This window comes from Shinella oryzae (assembly GCF_023038235.1).
Lineage (GTDB): Bacteria > Pseudomonadota > Alphaproteobacteria > Rhizobiales > Rhizobiaceae > Shinella > Shinella sumterensis.
Map to the genome: position 1 here is coordinate 543413 of NZ_CP081988.1, position 20267 is coordinate 563679.

The 20267-nt window shown below is 62.8% G+C and carries 19 protein-coding genes and 1 pseudogene; 13 read left to right on the forward strand and 7 right to left on the reverse strand.

What is annotated here, in order from left to right:
- Positions 1-3: 3 nt before the first annotated feature.
- Positions 4-1242 (reverse strand): extracellular solute-binding protein, encoded by a 1239-nt coding sequence (locus tag K6301_RS18665; protein ID WP_247222038.1) that lies wholly within the window; start codon positions 1240-1242, stop codon positions 4-6.
- A gap of 197 nt (positions 1243-1439) precedes the next feature.
- Here K6301_RS18665 and K6301_RS18670 point away from each other — a divergent pair, with 197 nt between their 5' ends.
- Positions 1440-2645: an ROK family transcriptional regulator gene (locus K6301_RS18670; RefSeq protein ID WP_247222039.1), complete on the forward strand. Its 1206-nt coding sequence runs from the start codon at positions 1440-1442 to the stop codon at positions 2643-2645.
- Positions 2646-2669: 24 nt separating this feature from the next.
- Here K6301_RS18670 and K6301_RS18675 read toward each other — a convergent pair whose 3' ends face one another.
- Positions 2670-3293 (reverse strand): phosphatase PAP2 family protein, encoded by a 624-nt coding sequence (locus K6301_RS18675; RefSeq protein WP_247222040.1) that lies wholly within the window; start codon positions 3291-3293, stop codon positions 2670-2672.
- 10 nt (positions 3294-3303) lie between these two features.
- Here K6301_RS18675 and K6301_RS18680 point away from each other — a divergent pair, with 10 nt between their 5' ends.
- The 3 genes from K6301_RS18680 to K6301_RS18690 all read left to right on the forward strand — a co-directional run bounded on the left by K6301_RS18680 (position 3304) and on the right by K6301_RS18690 (position 5576).
- Positions 3304-3558: a hypothetical protein gene (locus K6301_RS18680; RefSeq protein ID WP_247222041.1), complete on the forward strand. Its 255-nt coding sequence runs from the start codon at positions 3304-3306 to the stop codon at positions 3556-3558.
- Positions 3559-3720: 162 nt separating this feature from the next.
- Positions 3721-4413, forward strand: a complete 693-nt coding sequence (locus K6301_RS18685) for a response regulator (protein WP_247222042.1) — start codon at positions 3721-3723, stop codon at positions 4411-4413.
- A 59-nt stretch (positions 4414-4472) separates the two neighbouring features.
- Complete coding sequence (locus tag K6301_RS18690) at positions 4473-5576, forward strand: ATP-binding protein (protein ID WP_343298959.1); 1104 nt, start codon at positions 4473-4475, stop codon at positions 5574-5576.
- 42 nt (positions 5577-5618) lie between these two features.
- Here K6301_RS18690 and K6301_RS18695 read toward each other — a convergent pair whose 3' ends face one another.
- Both K6301_RS18695 and K6301_RS18700 read right to left on the reverse strand, forming a co-directional pair.
- Positions 5619-6539 carry a DUF535 family protein gene (locus tag K6301_RS18695; protein WP_247222045.1) on the reverse strand — a complete coding sequence of 307 codons (921 nt, stop codon included), beginning with the start codon at positions 6537-6539 and terminating at the stop codon, positions 5619-5621.
- A 140-nt stretch (positions 6540-6679) separates the two neighbouring features.
- On the reverse strand, positions 6680-7579 hold the full coding sequence (locus K6301_RS18700) for a LysR family transcriptional regulator (RefSeq protein ID WP_160870478.1): 900 nt from the start codon (positions 7577-7579) through the stop codon (positions 6680-6682).
- Positions 7580-7739: 160 nt separating this feature from the next.
- Here K6301_RS18700 and K6301_RS18705 point away from each other — a divergent pair, with 160 nt between their 5' ends.
- The 7 genes and pseudogenes from K6301_RS18705 (at position 7740) to K6301_RS18735 (ending at position 15374) form a co-directional block, all read left to right on the forward strand.
- The gene (locus K6301_RS18705) at positions 7740-9350 is read left to right on the forward strand and encodes an ABC transporter substrate-binding protein (protein ID WP_247222046.1); all 1611 of its coding nucleotides are present in this window, start codon (positions 7740-7742) and stop codon (positions 9348-9350) included.
- Positions 9351-9440: 90 nt separating this feature from the next.
- Positions 9441-10415, forward strand: coding sequence for an ABC transporter permease (locus tag K6301_RS18710; protein WP_247222047.1), 975 nt, complete (start codon positions 9441-9443; stop codon positions 10413-10415).
- Positions 10415-11365, forward strand: coding sequence for an ABC transporter permease (locus tag K6301_RS18715; RefSeq protein WP_247222048.1), 951 nt, complete (start codon positions 10415-10417; stop codon positions 11363-11365). The genes K6301_RS18710 and K6301_RS18715 overlap by 1 nt, the downstream gene beginning before the upstream one ends.
- Before the next feature lie 11 nt (positions 11366-11376).
- Positions 11377-12357, forward strand: coding sequence for an ABC transporter ATP-binding protein (locus K6301_RS18720; RefSeq protein ID WP_247222049.1), 981 nt, complete (start codon positions 11377-11379; stop codon positions 12355-12357).
- Positions 12354-13181, forward strand: a pseudogene (locus K6301_RS18725) (ATP-binding cassette domain-containing protein); the annotation flags it as partial. The gene K6301_RS18720 and the pseudogene K6301_RS18725, both read left to right, overlap by 4 nt.
- A 98-nt stretch (positions 13182-13279) precedes the next feature.
- Positions 13280-14503 carry an amidohydrolase gene (locus K6301_RS18730; protein WP_247222050.1) on the forward strand — a complete coding sequence of 408 codons (1224 nt, stop codon included), beginning with the start codon at positions 13280-13282 and terminating at the stop codon, positions 14501-14503.
- A 1-nt stretch (position 14504) separates the two neighbouring features.
- On the forward strand, positions 14505-15374 hold the full coding sequence (locus K6301_RS18735; RefSeq protein ID WP_247222051.1) for a shikimate dehydrogenase family protein: 870 nt from the start codon (positions 14505-14507) through the stop codon (positions 15372-15374).
- A gap of 25 nt (positions 15375-15399) precedes the next feature.
- On the opposite strand, the gene K6301_RS18740 is transcribed toward K6301_RS18735, so the two are convergent.
- The 3 genes from K6301_RS18740 to K6301_RS18750 all read right to left on the reverse strand — a co-directional run bounded on the left by K6301_RS18740 (position 15400) and on the right by K6301_RS18750 (position 17782).
- Positions 15400-16278: a nitrilase family protein gene (locus tag K6301_RS18740; RefSeq protein ID WP_247222053.1), complete on the reverse strand. Its 879-nt coding sequence runs from the start codon at positions 16276-16278 to the stop codon at positions 15400-15402.
- A 27-nt stretch (positions 16279-16305) separates the two neighbouring features.
- Positions 16306-17076 carry a glutamine amidotransferase gene (locus tag K6301_RS18745; protein WP_247222054.1) on the reverse strand — a complete coding sequence of 257 codons (771 nt, stop codon included), beginning with the start codon at positions 17074-17076 and terminating at the stop codon, positions 16306-16308.
- A 97-nt stretch (positions 17077-17173) separates the two neighbouring features.
- Positions 17174-17782, reverse strand: coding sequence for a cupin domain-containing protein (locus K6301_RS18750; protein WP_134648656.1), 609 nt, complete (start codon positions 17780-17782; stop codon positions 17174-17176).
- 170 nt (positions 17783-17952) lie between these two features.
- On the opposite strand from K6301_RS18750, the gene K6301_RS18755 reads away from it, so the two are divergent.
- Both K6301_RS18755 and K6301_RS18760 read left to right on the forward strand, forming a co-directional pair.
- Positions 17953-19266: a Zn-dependent hydrolase gene (locus K6301_RS18755; protein ID WP_247222055.1), complete on the forward strand. Its 1314-nt coding sequence runs from the start codon at positions 17953-17955 to the stop codon at positions 19264-19266.
- Complete coding sequence (locus K6301_RS18760) at positions 19263-20258, forward strand: ABC transporter substrate-binding protein (protein ID WP_247222056.1); 996 nt, start codon at positions 19263-19265, stop codon at positions 20256-20258. The genes K6301_RS18755 and K6301_RS18760 overlap by 4 nt, the downstream gene beginning before the upstream one ends.
- Positions 20259-20267 lie beyond the last annotated feature (9 nt).

The following is a 20267-nucleotide window of genomic DNA, read 5'->3' on the forward strand; positions in this document are numbered from 1 at the left end:
AGATCAGAGCCCGCTGTTTTCCGCGGCGGACTTCAGCGCGTCTTCAGGCGTCGCCTGATCGAGCAGCGCTTCCTGAATGCCCTGCTGCAGGGCCGTGGAAAGCTCCTGGTATTTCGGCGTCGTCGGCCGCGGATACATGGCCGCAAGGCCGAGCTTGGCGGCAGCGATCAGCTCTTCCTGGCCAGCCGTCACGGCGGGATCCTCATAGGAAGAGGCCCAGATCGGCAGGCTCAGCTTCGCATAGGCGTTCTGCGTTTCCTGCGACGTCATGTGCACGATGTACTTCCAGGCTTCTTCCTGGTGCTGGCTCGTGGAGGTGATGCCGAGGCCCATCGAGCCATTGACGGCCGAAACCTCGCTCTTGCCCTCGACGCCGGGGGCGGGAACGATGCCCACCTTGCCGGCAACCTTGCTGTCCTTGCCGCTATTGGCCATGTTGTACATGTAGGTCCAGTTGAGCGCGAATGCCGCCTCGCCGTTCTGGAAGACGTTGCGCACGTCCTCCTCCAGGAACTCCTTGGAGTTCGGATTGGTGAGGCCGGGCTTGTAACTGTCGACCATATATTTCAGCGCGTCGAGGCCGCCGCCTTCAGCGAAGGCCGGCTTGCCGTCTTTCAGGAATTCACCGCCATAGGCGCTGACCAGCGTGGTGTAGTCGCAGATCACCGCCTCGGCCTGCGCCCAGCTCCAGGCAATGGGCGTTGCCAGCAGGCCCTTGTCCTTGATGATCTTCGCCTGATCGGACAGTTCTGCCCAGGTCTTCGGCGGCGTCTTGATACCGGCCTTCTCCAGGATTTCCTTGTTGTAGAACAGGTATTTGGTGTCGAGAATCCACGGCATGCCGTAGGATTTTCCATCATAGTTGACGGTCGTCCAGGCGCCCGGCAGCACACCCTTCTTCATGTCGTCGGTAACGCGGCCGGTCACATCGACCAGAACGTTGTTGGCGGCATATTCGGCAGGCCAGATCACGTCGAACAGGACGACGTCGTAACCGCTGCCGGACCCCTGTGCCAGCACGGTCTTGTCGTGCAGGCCCTCATAGGGAACGAATTCGAGGTTCACTTTGATATCGGGGTTCGCCTTCGTGAAGGCATCCGTCATGGCGCGCACATCGGCCTCGCTATAGGCGGCCTGCGCCATGAACAGCGCATTGAGCGTGGTTTCGGCGAACGCGTGCGGAGCCGAAACGGCCGCGAGCAGCGCTGCGTACAACAGGGTCTTCTTCATCGATTTCAACATGCCTGCCTCCAGTTTGGTTTGAATCCGGAATGTCTTGCGGACACTCGTGATCGTTGCGCCTTATGGCTTCCGCCGGATCGCTCCGGGCTTGGCTTCGCCTCGCCCTTGTTCCCCGGAACTCTTTGGTTCCTTATTAAGTCAAATGTATTGACTTAAGTCTTGTGTAATATCCAAATGGTGTCAAGAGGGAATTGTCGATGAACGAATTGCGGACGATCCGCGCCAGGAGCGGGACCAATCAGGAGGGCACGAGCGCGCATAACCGGCGCGTGCTCATCGAGGCCATCCGCGTCAATGGCCCGCTCTCGCGCGCCGCCCTCGCCCGCGCCACGCACCTGACCAAGCAGACCGTCTCCAATCTCATCGAAAGCCTGGAATCGGACGGTCTCGTCGCATCCGAAGACGTTGTGCGCGGCGGGCGCGGCCAGCCTTCCACACCCTACAGGCTCGTTCCCGAAGGCGCCTTTGCGCTCGGCGTGCAGATCGACCGGGAACTGACACGCATCGTCGCCGTGGACTTTCTGGGGCGGGAAGTGGCGCGTGCGGTTGCGGACCTTCCGCCGGGCGAGCCCGAGGAAGGCAGCAAGGTCATCCTCCACCACATCGGAAAAGTGCGGCGCGAACTTGCCGATCGTGTCCCGATGTCCACGCAGCGCCTGACCGGCCTCGGCATCGCCATGCCCGGCCCGTATGGGCTGAAGCCTTCCGGCGACGACCCCTGGATGATGGCCAAATGGCAGTCGTTTCCGCTTGTGGAAACGCTGGCCGCGGGCACCGGCCTTGAGACAACCCTGCAGAACGACGCCACTGCCTGCGCGACAGCCGAGCGCATGAACGGTGTGGCGGATGGCATCGACCATGCCGTCTGCCTCTACTTCGGCTATGGCATCGGCGCGGGCCTCATTCTCGGCGGTGAGATTTATACCGGCAGCAACCGCAATGCAGGCGAGATCGGCATGGTCCTCTTCTCGCGGGGCGGCACGGTCGCCCCCTTCGAACACCGCTCCTCGTTCGCCTCGCTGCTCCAGCATCTCGGCCTCGGCACCGCGACGACCGACGCCTATGAGGAGGTCGAGCGGCTGACGCTTGCGGACGATCCGCGCATCCGCCAATGGCTGGAAGGTGCCGGCGCCGATTTCCGGCAGGCGGTTCATATGGTCGAGACGATCTTCGACCCCGAGACCGTCATCCTCAACGGCAGCGCGCCCCCTGCCCTCTCAAGAAGGCTTTTCGAAGCAATGCATCCGCCGCTGCCGTCGATCGCCGAACGCCCCGGCCGCACCATTCCGCGCGTCCAGCTCGGAATGATCGATCCCTGGGCCGTCGCACTCGGCGCCGCCGCGGATCCCATTCGCCGCGCATTCGACCCACTCTTTTCCGCGATCCTGAAGGAAGCTCCCTGATCCGCCGGGGAACGCCTCCGCGACTTACTGGGAGCGCGACGTCCTCGTCATGAACCGGTCGATGGCGCCAGCGCGGGGCTCTATCCACCGCCAGATCAGGATCATGGCGGACAGCGTGAAGAGCCAGCCGAGCATGATGTCCGACAGGAAATGTGCACCGACGAGAACGCGGTTGAACGCGATGAAAAAGAGGAAAGGTGTCAGAACCAGTGCTGCCACCCCCCTCAGCCCTGCCGGCACGAAAATCAGGAGCGAAAGCGCCGCCGCTGCTGCCGACGACTCGCCTGACGGAAAGGAACAGCTGCGGCTGCACGCGGCGGAAAACTGCCATACCGGCGTGAAGTCGGCGCTTCCGCCGAATTCGAACAGATCGCGAGGACGCACGCGGCCGATCAGGAATTTCAGCGTGTGAACGACGATGAACGGTCCCAAGGCAAAGCTCAGAAGCACGAACAGCGGCTTGTGAGGCCGGCAAAGTTTGTACTGCTTCGGCCCGAACGCCTTGAGGCCGATCAAGAGCGCCATCGCGCCGATGATGTAGATTTGGCCATCCCGGCCAAGGCGCCTCACGGCCTGAAGGAAGGGCTGCTCGGCCAGAACGAAAACCTGCCCTACTGCGAACCAGCGCGATACCGCGAGATCGATCATGGGGAAGACCATGAAGAAAAAGCTGGTGCAGATGATCGATGTTGCCAAAACGGTCAGCGCCCTGTCGGCGGCGGACGGCTGTTGGACGGAAAATGGAAACAGGTCGCTTGATGCTGTTTTTCGCATACCGGTCTTTCAGGAAGGCCACAGCCGCAGCCCGAAAACCCCTCCCGATTCCCGTGCCGCCGGATGTGCTGTTTCGTTGGATAGAGCGGCTGCGAGCATCTGGAAGAACGCCCCGCGCTCCGGAACGGCGGCAAATTGAGGCCCGATTATCAAGAAACGGCCAAGACACAATCAATGACGCGTCCAGAATCGGTTATCCGTCCGTCGAGAGACCATTTGGAATTGCACGAGCCGAACGTCTCCCCGATAGTCGCGGCGCGGCGAAAGCCGTAGGAAAAGACAAGAGCAGCAAGGCATCAAAGTGGATAACAATCTTGTTCTGATCGTCGAGGACGAGCCGGCGATTGCAAGAATTCTCGAGGGATATCTGTTACGGGACGGCTTCCGGACCGTTCAGGCCGCCGATGGCGAAACCGCTCTGCAGCATCACGCGCTCCTGAAACCGGATCTCGTGCTTCTGGATGTCCGCATCCCGAAACTGGACGGCCTTGGCGTGTTGGCCCGCCTTCGGCAGACAAGTTCCACGCCCGTCATCATGGTGACGGCGCTTGCCGATGATCTTGATCGCCTGAGCGGCCTGCATCTCGGCGCCGACGACTATGTCGTGAAGCCCTTCAACCCGCAGGAGGTTGTCGCGCGGGTAAAGGCCGTGCTGCGCCGGACCCTCGGCGAACGACAGGATTCCGTGCGCCGCTTCCGCGAAATCGAGGTCGATTTTTCCAGCTACTCCGTCGTCGTCAACCGCGATGGGCAGCGCATTCCCTTGTCCCTGACGCTCAGCGAGTTCCGGATCCTCGCCCACATGATCCGTCACCCACACCAGGCCTTCGCGCGCGCGGATATCCTCGACGCCTGCCTGCCTGAAAGCGATGCGCTGGTGCGCACCGTGGACACGCATATTTCCAACCTCCGACGCAAGCTGGAAGAGCTGGGCCAGATCGGGTTCTTCCCCGCCCTCCGCGGCGTCGGCTACCGCTTCTTTGATCCCCAATGAAGATTCCCAGATTTCCGATCCTGCCGCTTGCCACGCTCACGGCGACCGTCATCACGACCATGCTCGTACTCAGCGTCAGCATGGCCTATCTTGGGGTGACCTGGTATTCGACCTATCTTGAGGACAGCATGGCCAGTGCCCTACCGCCCGAGGCTGCGACCGCTTACAGAATGGTCAACGAGGGCCGGGTCCCCGACAGCGATGCGCTCAAGACGCTGCTTGAACATTTGGACGAGCAGGCGGCTCCAACGGATTTCAAGATCCAGCTTGCCGTCTTGATTTGCGGCTTCCTGTCGGCTCTCATATGCGCCGTTATCGGCGTCTTTCTCGCGAGGCGCATCGCGCGGCCCCTGGAGGATCTCACCGTTGCCGCAGAAAGCCTGACATCGGGCGATTTTTCAGCCCGGGTCACCGCTTCGCCCAGCAGCACGCGCGAGGTCTCGAGCCTCGTCGAGACGTTCAACGCTCTCGCCACAAGCCTCGACAGGATGGAGGAGCGGCTGCGCTTCAACAATATGGCGATCGCGCACGAACTGCGCACGCCGCTGACGATCCTGCAAGGCGCGTTACAGGGCATGGTGGACGGCGTTTTTCCGATGGATCGAAAGATCGTTTCCGATCTTCTGCTCCAAGTCGAAGGCCTGGGGAAAATCGTCGAGGATTTGCGTACCCTCTCCTTGGCCATCGGCCAGAAACTGATGATGCAACGGCAACCGCTCGATGTGGCCGCGGTCGTGGAAACCGTTCTGGCGGCCGCAAAACCCATGATGGATGCAAGCCGGATGACGGTTGAATCCGGACTTCAGCCTGCGCGCATATCCGCGGACCCGTCAAGAATTCGCCAGGCCGTGCTGGCGCTTCTGGAAAATGCCAGCCGCTATGCGCAAAGCGGCGGCTGGCTGCGGTGCGAGACGGAACGATTAGCGGACGAAAGCGTGATCATCCGCATTCTCGACCGCGGTCCCGGCTTTCCCGAGGACATGGACGCAATCGCCGTCAATCCGTTCTGGCGCGGCGATCCGTCACGCTCGCGCGCCACGGGCGGCACAGGTCTGGGGCTTTCGGTGGTACAGGCGATTGCGACCGCTCATGGCGGTCATCTGGAGTTTACCAACCGGCAAGGCGGAGGCGCGGTGGTGACCGTCCACTTGCGGCCTGAATAAGCGGTTGGCGGGACCCGGCAGAACCGCCGACCGCCCTTCCCGTTAGCAGAACAGCTCACCGACCCGGTTGAACTGCGCCTTAACCGCATTGCGCCGGTCGTCTCGATCGATCCGGGACGAGGGAACGACGAAGCCATAGGTGTCATCCGGCTCGCCGCACCGTTCGCACCAGAAACCGTCGATGTTCGACCGCAACATGGATTGCCGCCGGGAACGTCGATACAGGATCGGGTGCTTGGCTTGCGAAACGGCGCGGAAATGTCGCGCATTCCCCTCGGCGACCAATCCCTGCAATACCATCAGGACTGCCTCCTTTGGGCGAAGACCCGAGAGATCGCGCGTGGTTTCGACGATCAGTCGTTTCGCGTTTCGGGGGCCCTGCATGCTTCCCACCACGAATGTGTAGCCCTGTGGCGCGCTTTCGCGAACGAGTGTGAAACGGACGGTGCACAATGCCGCTCCGTCCCGGGACCGCACGAGCTCGATGCCGAAGGCACCTTCATGGCGCCCGCCGCAGCGGTCGGCCAGCACGAGACGGCACGAATAGGTTTCATTGCGGCCCTGGACATCGCCCATATCGACGGTGTCGCCGCTCCAGAGCCTGATCATGCTGTCCCTCGACAGAATTTTCTCGGCAATCGTGAAATGATCGATGAGCAGACCCAGCCGTTGTGAACCGCTCAGCCCGTAAACAAGGAATTTGGACAGCGGCTTCTGGAGCAGGTCATCGTGCGGGAGAGGATAGTCGCGCGACGCCGAGAATACGGCCAACCATCGCCACCATCCTAGGATAAGCGGCGGATTGGCAGCGAAGCGCATCCAGAGCAGAACGCTGCGTTTCCAGCGCAATCTCGAAACGGTGGTCAGGATGCGCCGGGCCATGGCGGGACGCTGCTTTGCCGCGCGTGTTCGAACGGGCGACATATCCTCGAACGGGAGGACGTTCAACTTCTTCTGGTGCATGATCAATGTCCGGTCGGTGATTGTCCGCGGACATCTGCGCCGGCATTGTCAAGGTTCTGCGAAGAATGGGTCGGCCTTTCATGGGCGACCGGGTGGGTTGGTGCGCGGTGCCGACGGCACGGCGTCGCCGTTCGCCCCGCCTAGCCGAACTGGCCGCTCTCGATCAGGGACTTGATCAGCATGCGCATCGCATTCGTCAAATGGCGTTCGCTTCGCGTGATCACCTGCGTTTGCGATGTGACTTTCGATGCGTAGTCGAGCGGCAGCGGCACGAGTTCGTCGTCCAGTTCCCGCTGCGGCGATGGGCGAAACGGCATCAGGAAGACACCTTCACCGAGCAGCACGAACTTCCGCACGATCGCGTAGGAATTGGCCGTCAGCGACGGGCGGAGCACCACGTTTTCGGAGCGCGCGATAAGGTCCGTGACCTGCCGGCCACCGAATTCGGGGTGCAGCATGCCGATCGGATAGTCCACCACATCCGTCAGCCTGGGGTCACGCCCGAGACGTGTCAGCGGATGGTCCTGATGGACGACGACACAGATCGGCACATCGGACCGCGCATGGAACTTCAGATCCCGGTCGTTCGGCGCAAAGTATGTCACGCCGATATCGGCCTCATCCTCCAGGATGGCGCGGACGGTCTCGTCCGTCGGATGAATGCGGATATCGAGGTCGATACCGGGATACTGCGTCTGGAAGGCCCTAAGCGGCCCATTCACCACCCACTCCCCGAAGCCCTCCCCCATCGAGAGGCGGATGAGGCCGCGCTTGATGTTGCGAAATTCGTCGAGGCGCGCGCGCAGCTGAATATCGGCGGATCGTTGCGTGCGATAGTACTCGCACAGCGCGCTGCCGGTCTCGGTCACCTTCACCTTGCGACCATGTTTTTCAAGGAGAGTAAGCTGGAGTTCCCCTTCCAGGACTGCGATCTGGCGGCTGATCGACGACGGATTGACCTTCAGTTCCTCCGCTGCCTGGCGGATACCACCACAGGCATCGGTGTAGAACAGATAGCGCAGGCGGGTGGGGTCGAGCATTGTTTCTCCAGGTCGACTGTTGCGCAATCGTTGCCTTTTGCGCAACATGCAATATGCCGCTCGGCAATTGTTCGCAACAGAATTTCCTTTTATGGCTGGCGACGAATGCGATGAAGGTCACGTCGCGTCCAACACGACCATCAGCGATTGGGAGATAGCTTTGCGTATCAGAAGAATTTTGGCGGCGGCGGCACTGGCGCTCGCTACGTCGGTCTCGGCTCTCGGCGGCACAGTGGGCACAGCCCAGGCCGAAACCTTCCGCTTCGCCTCCCAGGGCGATCTGAAGTCGCTCGATCCGCATGCGCTCGCCGAGACCTTCTCGCTGGCCATGATCGGCGGCGTCTACGAGGGCCTTGTGGCCCGCGACGAAAATCTCAAGCTCGTGCCGGCGCTTGCCGAAAGCTGGGATGTCTCCGAGGATGCCCGCACCTGGACCTTCCATCTGCGCAAGGGCGTGAAGTTCCAGGGCGGTCAGGATTTCACCGCCGACGACGTCATCTTCTCCGCCGACCGCGTCCGCTCGGCAGGCTCGGATCTCAAGACCCGCGTTCCCGCCAATGCGGTGTTCAAGAAGATCGACGACTACACGGTCGAGGTCACGACGCCTGAGCCTTCTCCGCTGCTGCATGCCGTGTGGGACACGTGGTACATCGTCTCCAAGTCCTGGGCCGAGGAACATGGCGCGGCGGAAGTCGCGAGCGCATCGTCGGCACCGTCCTATATCTCTCTGAATGCAAACGGCACGGGGCCTTTCAAGCTCCAGCAGCACCAGCCCGGCGTTCGCACGACATGGGTCCCGAACCCGCAATGGTGGGGCACGCCCAAGCACAATCTCGACGAGGTGGTGCTGACGCCGATCGCATCCGGCGCGACCCGCGTTGCGGCGTTGCTTTCCGGTGAGGTCGACATGATCGACCCGGCGCCGCTGCAGGATGTCGACCGCATCAACGCGAGCGGCAATGCATCGGTTCTCCAGGGACCGGAAGTCCGCACGATCTATTTCGGCTTCGACCAGCGCCGCGATGAACTGCTGTTCTCGTCGGTGAAGGGCAAGAACCCCTTCAAGGACGCCCGCGTGCGCCGCGCCGTCTATCAGGCCATCGACATCGAGGCGATCCACAAGCGCATCATGCGCGGCGCGTCCGTGCCGACGGCGCTCGTCGTCGCCAAGGAACTGTTCCCGCTGGCCGACCAGTTCGAACGCCCCGCCTATGACCCGGACGCGGCCCGCGCACTGCTGGCCGAGGCAGGCTATGGCGACGGCTTCGACGTCACGCTGGACTGCCCGAACGACCGCTACGTCAACGACGAGCGCATCTGCCAGTCGGTCGTTCCCATGCTGGCCCGCATCGGCATCAAGGTGAACCTGAACGCCGAGCCGAAGGCGACCTATTTCGGCCGCATCTTCGCCAGCGGCGGCTACCGCACCTCGTTCTACCTGCTCGGCTGGCAGACGAACGGCTCGGGCAGCCTCGGCGTTCTCCAGGACCTCTATCGTTGCCGCGACGATGCCGGCAATGGCGGCGGCTCGAATGTCGGCGGCTACTGCAATGAAGAGGTCGATACGCTGATCACCAAGATCGGGCATGAGCCCGACGAGGCCAAGCGCAACGAACTCATTCGCCAGGCCTACGACATCGCCCAGAACAAGGAGACGGCCTATCTGCCGCTGCACCAGCAGTCCCTGTCCTGGGGTGTCTCGAACAAGGTCAAGGTCGTGCAGCGCGCCGACAACGACTTCCGCTTCTACTGGGTCACGAAGGGCGAGTGACGCGCCTTTCGCCGGCGGCCTTCCGGCCGCCGGTCGATCCCGATCGGGCGCTTGGGGCAGTCTTGCCCGGCGCATAACAGGATGAATTGAATGATTGCCCTTGTCATCCGACGGCTTCTGCAATCGCTTGCCGTGATGCTGGTCGTCTCGCTGCTGGCCTTCGTGATGTTTCGCTATGCCGGCGATCCCGTCAACCAGATGGTCGGCGCGGAGACCACGGCGGCGGAACGACAGACCGTGCGTGAAAGTCTCGGCCTCGACCAGCCGACCCTCGTGCAGTTCGCCCGCTATGTCAGCCGCGTCGTCACGCTGGATTTCGGCGTTTCCTACCAGTTCCGCCAGCCGGTGACGAAACTGCTCGCCGAGCGGCTTTCCGCCACCTTGGAACTCTCCTTCGTTGCCGCGCTGATCTCGCTCTTTGCCGGCATCGTGCTCGGTGTCTACAGCGCGCTCAATCCGCGCGGGCGCATCTCGTCGCTGCTGCAGAGCGTGTCACTGGTCGGCGTGAGCCTGCCGACATTCCTGATCGGCATCCTGCTGATCTACATCTTTTCCGTATCGCTCGGCTGGCTGCCCGCCTTCGGCCGCAACGGTCTCATCCCCGTGACCGAAAACTGGTCGACAGGCCTCCTGACGATCGAAGGCTGGAAATCGCTGCTCCTGCCGGCGATCACGCTCGGGCTGTTCCAGATGACGCTGATCATGCGCCTCGTGCGCTCCGAGATGCTGGAAGTTCTGCGCACTGATTTCATCAAGTTCGGCGTCGCCCGCGGCCTGCCGCGCGCGCGGCTCTACTTTCGTCACGCGCTCAAGAACACGCTGGTGCCCGTCATCACCGTCGTCGGCCTTCAGATCGGCTCGATCATCGCGTTTTCGATCATCACGGAGACCGTCTTCCAGTGGCCGGGCATGGGGCTCCTGTTCCTGCAAGCCGTGCAGAATGTCGATATTCCGATCATCTCCACCTACCTGCTCCTGATCGCGCTGCTCTTCGTCACGGTCAATCTCATCGTCGACCTGATCTATAATTTCATCGATCCGCGCCTCAAGGACGCTGCAAGCTGATGGCAGAGGTCTCCTCCGATACAACGAAGCCCGCCGAGCAGAGCCTGCGCGCACGGATTGCTGACAACGACATCTTCATCGACTTCAAGCGCAACCGGCTTGTCATGTTCGCCACGGCGCTGCTGGTGGTCATTCTGGGCGCGTCGCTTCTCGCCCCATGGATCGCGCCGACGGACCCGTTCGACCCGCTGTCGCTCGACATCATGAACTCGAACCTGCCGCCGGTCTGGCAGGCCGACGGGCAATGGCCTTTCGTGCTTGGAACCGACGACCAGGGTCGCGACATGCTGTCGGCCGTGCTCTACGGCCTGCGCGTCTCGATCATCATCAGCGCGCTCGGTGTGTTTCTCGCCGCAGCCATCGGCATCTGTCTCGGCGTGCTCGCCGGCTATTTCGGTGGCTTCCTTGATGCTTTCATCATGCGCGTCGCCGATATCCAGCTCACCTTCCCCGCCATCCTGATCGCGCTTCTGATCGATGGCCTGCTGCATGGCATGCTGCCATCGCTGTCGCGTGAGAGCAGTGCATCCTGGGTGATCATCATATCGATCGGCCTGTCCTTCTGGGTGCAATATGCACGCACCATCCGCTCCTCGACCATGGTGGAGCGCAAGAAGGACTACGTGAACGCCGCCCGTCTCTTCGGCCTGCCGCCCGTCGCCATCATGGCGCGTCACATCCTGCCGAACGTGATGGGGCCGGTCCTCGTGATCCTGACCATCAATTTCGGGCTGGCGATCATCACCGAAGCGACGCTGTCCTATCTGGGCGTCGGCCTGCCACCGATGCAGCCTTCGCTCGGCACGCTCATCCGGATCGGCCAGGAGTTCCTGTTCTCCGGCGAATGGTGGATCGTCGCCTTCCCCGGCATCGCGCTGGCGGCACTGGTCCTGACCATCAATCTCCTGGGCGATTGGCTGCGCGACGCGCTCAATCCCCGACTGCGGTAAGGAGGAGAACCATGTCCGAGACGATTCTTTCGGTCGAAAACCTGCGTGTCGAATTCGAGACGCGCCGCGGAACGCTCGTCGCCCTCGACGACATCAGCTTCTCCATCGCGAAGGGCGAGGTTCTCGGCGTCGTCGGTGAGTCCGGTGCGGGCAAATCGATGACGGGTGCTGCGATCATGCATCTCATACCGCGCCCGGGCCGCATCGCGAGCGGCCGCATTCTGCTGGGCGACCAGCGGATCGACAACCTGGACCGAACGGGCATCGAAGCCATTCGCGGCCGGCGCATCGGCATGATCTTTCAGGACCCGCTGACCAGCCTCAATCCGCTGATGACCGTCGGCGATCACCTGACCGAGACGATCCGGGTGCATCTGCCGCTCAACCGGCGTCAGGCACGCGCCCGCGCGATCGAACTGCTCGAGGAAGTGGGCATTCCCGACCCGACGGTGCGCATCGATTCCTACCCGCACGAGTTTTCCGGCGGGCAGCGGCAACGGGTGGTCATCGCGCTGGCGCTTTGCGCCGAGCCGGAACTGGTCATCGCCGACGAGCCGACGACGGCGCTCGACGTTTCGGTTCAGGCGCAGATCATCAAGCTGATCCGCAAGCTGTGCTCCACGCGCGGCACGGCCTTCATGCTCATCACGCACGACATGGGCATGATCGCGGAGACGGCCGATCGCGTGGCCGTCATGTATGCGGGCAAGGTTGCGGAGATCGGAAAGGTCAGCCAGGTCGTCGGCGCGCCGCTCCATCCCTATGCACAGGGCCTGATGGGCGCCATTCCCTCGCTCGACAACGAGGAGCCGCGGCTTCGCCAGATTCCCGGCTCCATGCCATCACTGACGGCGCTGCCGGGCGGCTGCTCGTTCCATCCGCGTTGCGAGCGCGCCATGGATATCTGCCGCCAGCGCGCACCCGCCCTTCTTGGCGCCATGGACCACAAGGTCGCCTGCCATCTTTACGAGCGCGAAGAGGTGGCTGCATGAGCAACAGCGAATTCGTCAGGGTCGAGAAGCTCAACCGGGTCTTCGACGTCTCAAAGCCGCTTCTGAACCGCATCATCGAGCGCCAACCCAAGCGCTTCGTCCATGCTGCGACCGATGTCAGCTTCTCGATTGCCAAGGGAGAGACCTTCGCGCTCGTTGGCGAGTCCGGTTCGGGAAAGTCGACGGTGGCAAAGATGGTCGTGGGGCTCCTGCCGGCCACGTCCGGCACCGTGGAAATCGATGGCGTTTCGATCACCGGCAAGCATGACCGGGCACAGATGCGCGCGCTGCGCCGCCGTATCCAGATGATCTTCCAGGATCCCTATGCCAGCCTCAATCCGCGCTGGCGCGTCGCCAGCATCATCGCCGAGCCGATGCTGGCCCTCGGCATCGCGAAATCGAAGGCCGAGGCACAGCACGAAGCGGGCGAACTTCTCAAGGTCGTCGGCCTCAATCCGCTCGACGGGCGCAAATATCCGCACGAATTCTCCGGCGGCCAGCGGCAGCGCATCGCGATCGCACGTGCGCTTGCGGCCAAAGCGGAATTCATCGTTTGCGACGAGCCGACCTCGGCGCTCGATGTGTCGGTCCAGGCGCAGATCCTCAACCTCATGCGCGACCTGCAGGAGCAGTTCGGCCTGACCTATCTTTTGATCAGCCACAACCTTGCGGTCGTGCGCCACATGTCCTCGCGCATCGGCGTCATGCACTTCGGCAAGCTGGTAGAGGTGGAGGAATCCCGGGCCCTGTTCAAGAATCCCCGCCAATCCTACACGCGCATGCTGATCGACGCGGTACCGGACATTTCTGCGGCAACCCGCAGATAACCGCGCAACCGGCGACCCGCAAAACAATCCTGCCTCTCGCCGTCTCGCCACGGCGCAAGACCTTGTCGTCCTCCAATTCAAGGAAATGACCTTCCATGTCCTCCATCGACCGCAGCAAGCTCGACGCCTACATGCCGGACCTGATCGCCCTGCGCCACGACATCCACGCCCATCCCGAGACGGCTTTCGAGGAGGCGCGCACCTCTGCGCTGGTTGCCGAGAAACTCAAGGAATGGGGCATCGAGGTTCACGAGGGCATCGGCCGGACCGGCGTGGTCGGCGTCCTCAAGGGGTCGCGCCCCGGCCAGCGGCGCATCGGCCTGCGCGCCGATATCGACGCCCTGCACATCTTCGAACGCAACGCGTTCGACTATGCCTCCACCGTCGAAGGAAAGATGCATGCCTGCGGCCATGACGGCCACACGACCATGCTTCTCGGCGCGGCCCGCTATCTCGCGCAGGACCCCGATTTCGCCGGCACCGTGCACTTCATCTTCCAGCCGGCAGAAGAAAGCGCCGGCGGCGCACCGGCGATGATGAAGGATGGCCTGTTCGACCGCTTCCCCTGCGATGCCGTCTATGGCCTGCATACGGAGCCGGGTCGCCCCGTCGGCGAAATCGCCTCGCGCATCGGACCGGCGCTTGCCGGCTCGATGTCGTTCCACGTTACCTTCAAGGGCACGGCCGGCCATGGCGGCGCCGCCCCGCATCTGGCAGACGATTGCACCATCCCCGTCGCCCATTTCATTCTGGGGCTCCAGTCGATCGTCGGCCGCAAGGTCGCGGCAATCGATGCCGCGGTCATTTCCATCGGGCACATTTCCGGCGGTTCGAAGGGCTCGCCGAATGTGATGCCGGCGGAGATGCTGGTCTCCGGCACCGCACGCTACTTCCGCGACGACGTGCAGCAGATCATCCTGCGTGGCCTGCGCGACCAGGCGGAACTCTTCGCAAAGGCCAGCAACTGCAGCGTCGACATCCAGATCAATGAAGGCACGCCGCCGCTGGTGAACCATCCCGAGGCGTTCGAGAGCGCGCTGGCCGCGGCCGAAAAGACCTTCGGCAAGGACAAGGTCGAACGTGAACGTCCGCTGTCGACAGGGGGCGAAGATTTCGCCTACTTCGCCAATACGGTGCCCGGTACCTATATGTGGATGGGCGGCGGCGTCGGGCCCGATGGTCTGGTGCACGATGTCCACACGGACCGTTTCGACTTCAACGATGCATCGATCCCCTATGGCGTGTCCTATTGGGTTAATCTCGTTCATACCGAGCTGCGTTCCGACGAGACACCGACGCAAGACGGCGAGGTCGCGTGACATGCGCGCATCTCAAGCGCCGCGCATCCGGCTCGGACTGATCGGCGACAACATCGCCCGTTCCCAATCGCCCCGCCTGCATCGGATGGCGGGCCGCATGTGCGGACTGGACGTCAGCTATGCCTCCCTCATCCCCGCCGATCTCGACATGGACTTCGACGCGGTCTTCGAGCGATGCAGGGCGGAAGGCTTTCGCGGTATCAACATCACCTATCCCTACAAGGAAACCGTGCTCGGCAAGGTGAAGGTGGACGATCCCGCGGTGCGGGCACTGGGCGCCTGCAACACGATCCTCTTTGAGCCGGATGGTACGCGCGGCTACAACACGGATAGCAGCGGCTTTGCCAGCGCCTTCCTGGCCGCTTTTGGCAACGTTTCGCCTGGTCGCGTGGCGATGGCCGGCGCGGGCGGGGTCGGCAAGGCGATCGCCTTCGCACTCGGCAGGCTTGGCGCCACGCACCTTTCTCTGGTCGATCCTGATCAGTCGAAATCCGAGGCGCTCGCGACGTCCCTGACGGCCCATTTTCCGGGCCTTGAGGTCAGCCGGCCGGAAACGCTTGCCGAGGCCGTGGACGGTGCGGACGGACTGATCAACTGCACCCCGATCGGCATGGTCGGCCATGACGGCAACGTGTTCGATGGCCTTGACCTCAGGCATGGCCGCTGGGCATTCGACGCGGTCTATACGCCCGTCGAAACGCAGTTCCTCGCGGCCGCGCGAACAGCCAAGGCCGAAATCCTCTCAGGCTACGAACTGTTCTTTCACCAGGGCGTCCAGGCATTCCGGCTGTTCACCGGTCACGAACCGGACGAAGCGGCCTTGCGTGCCGCTATGCTCGTCCCGGAACACAGCGAAGCTGGCCGCGCCTAGAGCGGATTCGCCCGCCGCCACGCGATCAATACCAGCCCGGTTTATAGCCTGTGCCGAGCATACGGTCGTAGACGTCCGTGCGCCGGTCGCGCAGGACCTGGTTGAAGTCGTTCCAGTTGCGCTTCCGGCGGGCGTCGGCAAGGTTTACCTCGGCGACCAGAACCTCTTGCCTGTCGGAACTTGCGGGACCGGCGGCGGGCCAGCCGGTGTGGCTGACGATCAGGCTCTGGCCGATGAAGGGCTGGCCGCGCTCGGTCCCGACCCGGTCGGCCGCCACGATGAAGAGGGAATTGCTGTGCGCGGCCGCCATGACGAGGATGTTGGCCATCGCCTCGCGCTTGGGGTCCTGTCCGGGGATCGGCACCCAATTGGTCGGAACGCACATGAGTTCGGCCCCCTGAAGTGCCGCCAGACGAAAGCTTTCCGGGAACCAGCAATCATAGCAGATCTGGCAGCCGATCTTGCCGACGGGGGTATCGAAAACAGGAAATCCAAGATCGCCCGGCGTGAAGTAGAGCGCTTCCTCGCCCCAGAGATGGACCTTTCGGTAACGCCCGATATACCCGGACGGCCCGACGATGACGGCGGAGTTGTAGAACACCTCCCCGTCACGTTCGGTGATGCCGGCGACGATGTGCATGTCGAGGCGGCGGGCGGCTTCGATCCATGCCGTCGTCGACGGGCCGGCCGGGATTTCCTCCGCCAGCGCGCGCAGTTCGGAGCGGCTCTCGAAGACATAACCGGTGTTGCAAAGCTCCGGCAGCACCGCAAGCCTTGCACCCTTCTCCGCCGCCTCCTCGAGAAGCGCGATGGAGCGCGCAACGTTTCCGGCAGTCTCGCCGAACACCGGTTCCATCTGGATGCTGGCGACCTTGAGGGCCGCTTCCTTCACGCGTTTGGCCATTACGCACCTGCCGGCTTGAGTTGAAGATCAGTCGCGGCCGATCGCCCAGAGAATTTGCTGTTCGAAGAGTTTCTTGTAGCCCTGCCAGGCGATGAATTCCGGCGGCAGCCAGTGCGGACCGACATCGGACGTCCAGACGACCGTACGCCCCTTGCCATAGGTGCCGGATACGAGCAGCGGCAGCGAACCGTAATCGGTGGAAACCGTGGCCAGCACCTCGGCGCCGTCCTTGACCACGACCTCGTTGAAGCCAAGCAACATCGGCCATTCCGTGCCGAGACCGGCCAGGATCGGGTGGTCGGAGGAGCCTGTTACGACAGGCAGGAAGCTTTCCGGCACCTCGACGCGGTCGTCGACCGGCAGGCAGGAGACAGGAAGTATCTCCTCAACAGCGGTCTTATGATAACGCGCGCCGCCGTTGATGCCCTGGAAGCTGTAGTATCCGCCAAACATCAGCAGCGCACCGCCTTCGCGCACATAATCGCGCAGCAGGCGCAGACGGTTCGGCGTCGGCTTCGACTTGATCCATGTATCGGGATGCAGAAGCAACGTGTTGGCGCCGATGTCGGACAGCACGATGGCGTCATATTCCTGCATGGCTTCAAGCGATTGCGGGAAATCGGCCTGGGCCTCATGCGAGGGCATGAAGCGCACGTCGAGCGGCCCGCCCTTCAACGCCGCGAGAAGTTCGTCGGCGCCCGTGTGGTAGGTCGCTGTCGGGAACTGGTCGAAGCCCTTGATATGGGTGGAGGTCGAAACCCAGGATTCACCTGCGAGCAGGACTTTGTGAGCGGACATGACTTTCCCCGAATTCGGATTGCTTGTGGCGCGAGCGCCGGTTCATGGCCCATCAAGCAAGTTACTTGAATTTTTGTCAAGAGACTTGAATGAAATGTCAGAAGGTCGGCGGTGTATTCACCCAGAAGATGCTGGCCCGCCCCTTTCCCACGTTGCGATAGTGATGCGGCAATTCCGACTTGAAGACGAAGGCGTCGCCCGGATTGAGCCGGAACACCTCATCTCCCACGATGAGCTCGATTTCACCAGCGATCACATACCCGACCTCTTCGCCAACATGTTCGATCGGCCCGGCACTTTCGCCATCCTCCTCGACATGGTGGATATTGCACTGGAGCAGATGGCCCGGCGAATAGGGAATGATGCGCTCGAGCGAGATGCCTTCGCCGCGGCGAAGCGGATCGAGGGAAATCAGCGGTCGCGTTCCTGCGCGGAAGACGATGCCCTCCTCGCCATCCGCCTCCTCGAACATCCAGCCGATATTCGTACCCAACACCTTTACCAGCTTGTGCAGCATGGGCAGCGACGGTGAGGCCTTGCCGTTCTCGATCTTGGAGAGAAGGCTCTCGGAGCAATGCGCCTCGTCTGCCAGCGCCTTGAGCGTCAGGCCGCGCGTCTGGCGGGCGAGCCGCAGGCGCGTGCCCAGACGGGCCGCATTGGTCGGCAGAGCCGTGCCGTCACCATCGTTCAAGTCGTTGCGTTTCATCAAGCCCTCACATCCCCGCCGCCCGCTCAGGCGGACGGCAAGCCGCACCGAATCCATATTCCTGAAATCGAAGCGGAATGCAATTCAAACGTATTGACATGAATTCAAGTCTCTTGAATATTGAGAATGGGCATTGCGCTGGTGCCCCTGATGCGAGCCGGGACTATGCCATGCTAATCACACCCTCGATCAACGGCACCCGGTTGCTCGGCAGGCTCGACGCCTTCGCCGCGATCGGCGCGACGGCTGACGGTGGTGTCGACCGGCAGGCATTGACGGAGGGTGACCGGCGCGCACGCGCCGCCATCACCGAAATCGCCCTCGCGCGCGGATTTGCCGTATCCCAGGATGCCGCCGCCAACCTCTTCATCCATCGGCCAGGCGGGCACGCCGGCACACTTCCCCTCCTGATCGGCAGTCACCTCGATACCCAGCCGACGGGCGGCCGCTTCGACGGCGCGCTCGGTGTTCTTGCCGCCCTCGAAGTTCTGGAAAGCCTTGAGGATGCGGATATCCAGACTGCCGCGCCGATCGAGCTGGTGGTGTGGACGAACGAGGAGGGCTGCCGCTTTGCCCCGGGCAGCATGGGTGCGCAGGCCTTTGTCGATGGCGCGCTCTCCGATACGCTGCTTGAAAGCCGATCGACCGACGGCTTGCGGCTCGCCGACGAACTTGCGGCCACGCTGAAAGCCCTGCCGCAGGCGCGCCCATGCACGCTTGGCAAGCCGATCGCCGGATATCTTGAACTGCATATCGAACAGGCGCAGAACCTGGAGCGCGCGGGAATACCGATCGGCGTGGTGACGGGCGTGCAGGCCACGCGCTGGCTTCAGGTAAGCGTTACCGGCGAGGCCGGGCATGCGGGCACGACACCGCTTTCTGCCAGACGCGACCCCATGCACGCGACCAGCATGGGCCTTGCCCGCCTCTATGAAACGATCATGCGGCACGACACGCATGCACGCTTCACGGTCGGCCGTATGACGGTGGAGCCCGGCAGCATCAACGCCATTCCCTCGACCGTCATCTTCTACGTCGACATCCGCCATCCGGGTCGCAAGGAGCTTGATGCGATCGAGGCGCAGATCACCGGCGCCCTTCACGACGCCGCGACCGGGACCGGTTGCACGGTCGCCTTCGAACGGGTCTTCGACATGGAGCCCGCCCGGTTCGACGACACCCTGATCAACGCCATAGAGGATGTGGCGAAGGCGCGCGGTGTCGCCAGCACGCGCATGGTCTCCGGTGCCTTCCACGATGCACTGTTCGTCAGCCGCGTCGCGCCGACGGCGATGATCTTCGTGCCCTGTCGTGACGGCATAAGCCACAATCCACGCGAATTCGTCGAGCCCGAATTCTGCATCATGGGCGCCGACATTCTCTTCCACGCGGCCCTGCGCGCCAGCGAGATGACCGTGTCAGTGGCCGAACCAGGCATAAAAACAACAGCAATCTCCAACAACCATAAAGGAGTGGGAACATGAGCATGACATTGACACGCCGAAGCTTCGCTGCCGCCGCCATGGCGCTGGCGGCGATGATCGCTATGCCGCAGAAGACGTTCGCGCAGGACCTGACGAAACTGACCTTCATCCAGGAATGGCCCGTGCCGGACGGGTTCTGGATCCCCTGGATTCTCGGGTCAAAGAAGGGTTTCTACGCCGAAGAGGGCCTCGAAATCGAAATCGTGACGCCGCCGACCGTCGCCGACACGATGAAGTTCCTCGGCACCGGCCAGGCACAGGTCGCCTTCACCACCGTCATGGATGTCATCTTCGCCAAGGAGCAGCAGGCGCCTGTCGTCGCGATCGGCCGTTATGGGCGTAGCAACAACTGGGGCATCCTCAGCCCGGAGGGCAAGCCGCTGACGATCGCCGATCTCAAGGGCAAGACCATCGGCATCTACAACGACGCCTGGACGCTGGCGCAGCTCTCCATGATGCTCGCCGATGGCGGCATGACGATCGACGACGTCAAGACCGTCGCAGCCTCCGATGATACCGTACCGCTGCTTCTGCAGAACCGGGTCGACGCGATCACGGGCATTACCAATGCCGAGGGCACCGGCATGTTGACGACGGGCGGCCAGAAGGCGGAATTCCTGCCCGCCACCGCGCACGGCGTGCCGAACACGCCGATCTTCATGCTTGCCGCCAACGAACCGTGGCTGAAGGAAAATCCTGAAAAAGCCAAGGCCTTCCTGCGCGCCACCCGCAAGAGCATCGAATATGCGGTCGCCAATCCCGAAGAAGCCATCGCCGCTTTCGCCGAACTCTATGCGAAGGCCTATGACGGCAGGTTCATCGACCAGCAGTGGAAGGACACGATCCCGCTCTTCGGCGCGATGGGCGCCAGCCTGATGGTGAACGACGAGGCCGACTGGACGGCACTTCTCGCCGCATTGAAGAAATTTGATGTGGTGAAGAAGATCGAGGCCCCCTCGGCCTACTACACCAACGAGTACATCGCCCAGTAAGCGACGGGA

Coding starts and splice junctions, on each gene's coding strand:
- K6301_RS18750 (WP_134648656.1), bottom strand. CDS start 17,782: ATGAAACGCAACGACTTGAACGATGGTGACGGCACGGCTCTGCCGACC.
- K6301_RS18670 (WP_247222039.1), top strand. CDS start 1,440: ATGAACGAATTGCGGACGATCCGCGCCAGGAGCGGGACCAATCAGGAG.
- K6301_RS18745 (WP_247222054.1), bottom strand. CDS start 17,076: ATGTCCGCTCACAAAGTCCTGCTCGCAGGTGAATCCTGGGTTTCGACC.
- K6301_RS18700 (WP_160870478.1), bottom strand. CDS start 7,579: ATGCTCGACCCCACCCGCCTGCGCTATCTGTTCTACACCGATGCCTGT.
- K6301_RS18690 (WP_343298959.1), top strand. CDS start 4,473: ATGCTCGTACTCAGCGTCAGCATGGCCTATCTTGGGGTGACCTGGTAT.
- K6301_RS18715 (WP_247222048.1), top strand. CDS start 10,415: ATGGCAGAGGTCTCCTCCGATACAACGAAGCCCGCCGAGCAGAGCCTG.
- K6301_RS18680 (WP_247222041.1), top strand. CDS start 3,304: ATGAAGAAAAAGCTGGTGCAGATGATCGATGTTGCCAAAACGGTCAGC.
- K6301_RS18735 (WP_247222051.1), top strand. CDS start 14,505: ATGCGCGCATCTCAAGCGCCGCGCATCCGGCTCGGACTGATCGGCGAC.
- K6301_RS18675 (WP_247222040.1), bottom strand. CDS start 3,293: ATGATCGATCTCGCGGTATCGCGCTGGTTCGCAGTAGGGCAGGTTTTC.
- K6301_RS18730 (WP_247222050.1), top strand. CDS start 13,280: ATGTCCTCCATCGACCGCAGCAAGCTCGACGCCTACATGCCGGACCTG.
- K6301_RS18710 (WP_247222047.1), top strand. CDS start 9,441: ATGATTGCCCTTGTCATCCGACGGCTTCTGCAATCGCTTGCCGTGATG.
- K6301_RS18695 (WP_247222045.1), bottom strand. CDS start 6,539: ATGCACCAGAAGAAGTTGAACGTCCTCCCGTTCGAGGATATGTCGCCC.
- K6301_RS18740 (WP_247222053.1), bottom strand. CDS start 16,278: ATGGCCAAACGCGTGAAGGAAGCGGCCCTCAAGGTCGCCAGCATCCAG.
- K6301_RS18665 (WP_247222038.1), bottom strand. CDS start 1,242: ATGTTGAAATCGATGAAGAAGACCCTGTTGTACGCAGCGCTGCTCGCG.
- K6301_RS18760 (WP_247222056.1), top strand. CDS start 19,263: ATGAGCATGACATTGACACGCCGAAGCTTCGCTGCCGCCGCCATGGCG.
- K6301_RS18720 (WP_247222049.1), top strand. CDS start 11,377: ATGTCCGAGACGATTCTTTCGGTCGAAAACCTGCGTGTCGAATTCGAG.
- K6301_RS18755 (WP_247222055.1), top strand. CDS start 17,953: ATGCTAATCACACCCTCGATCAACGGCACCCGGTTGCTCGGCAGGCTC.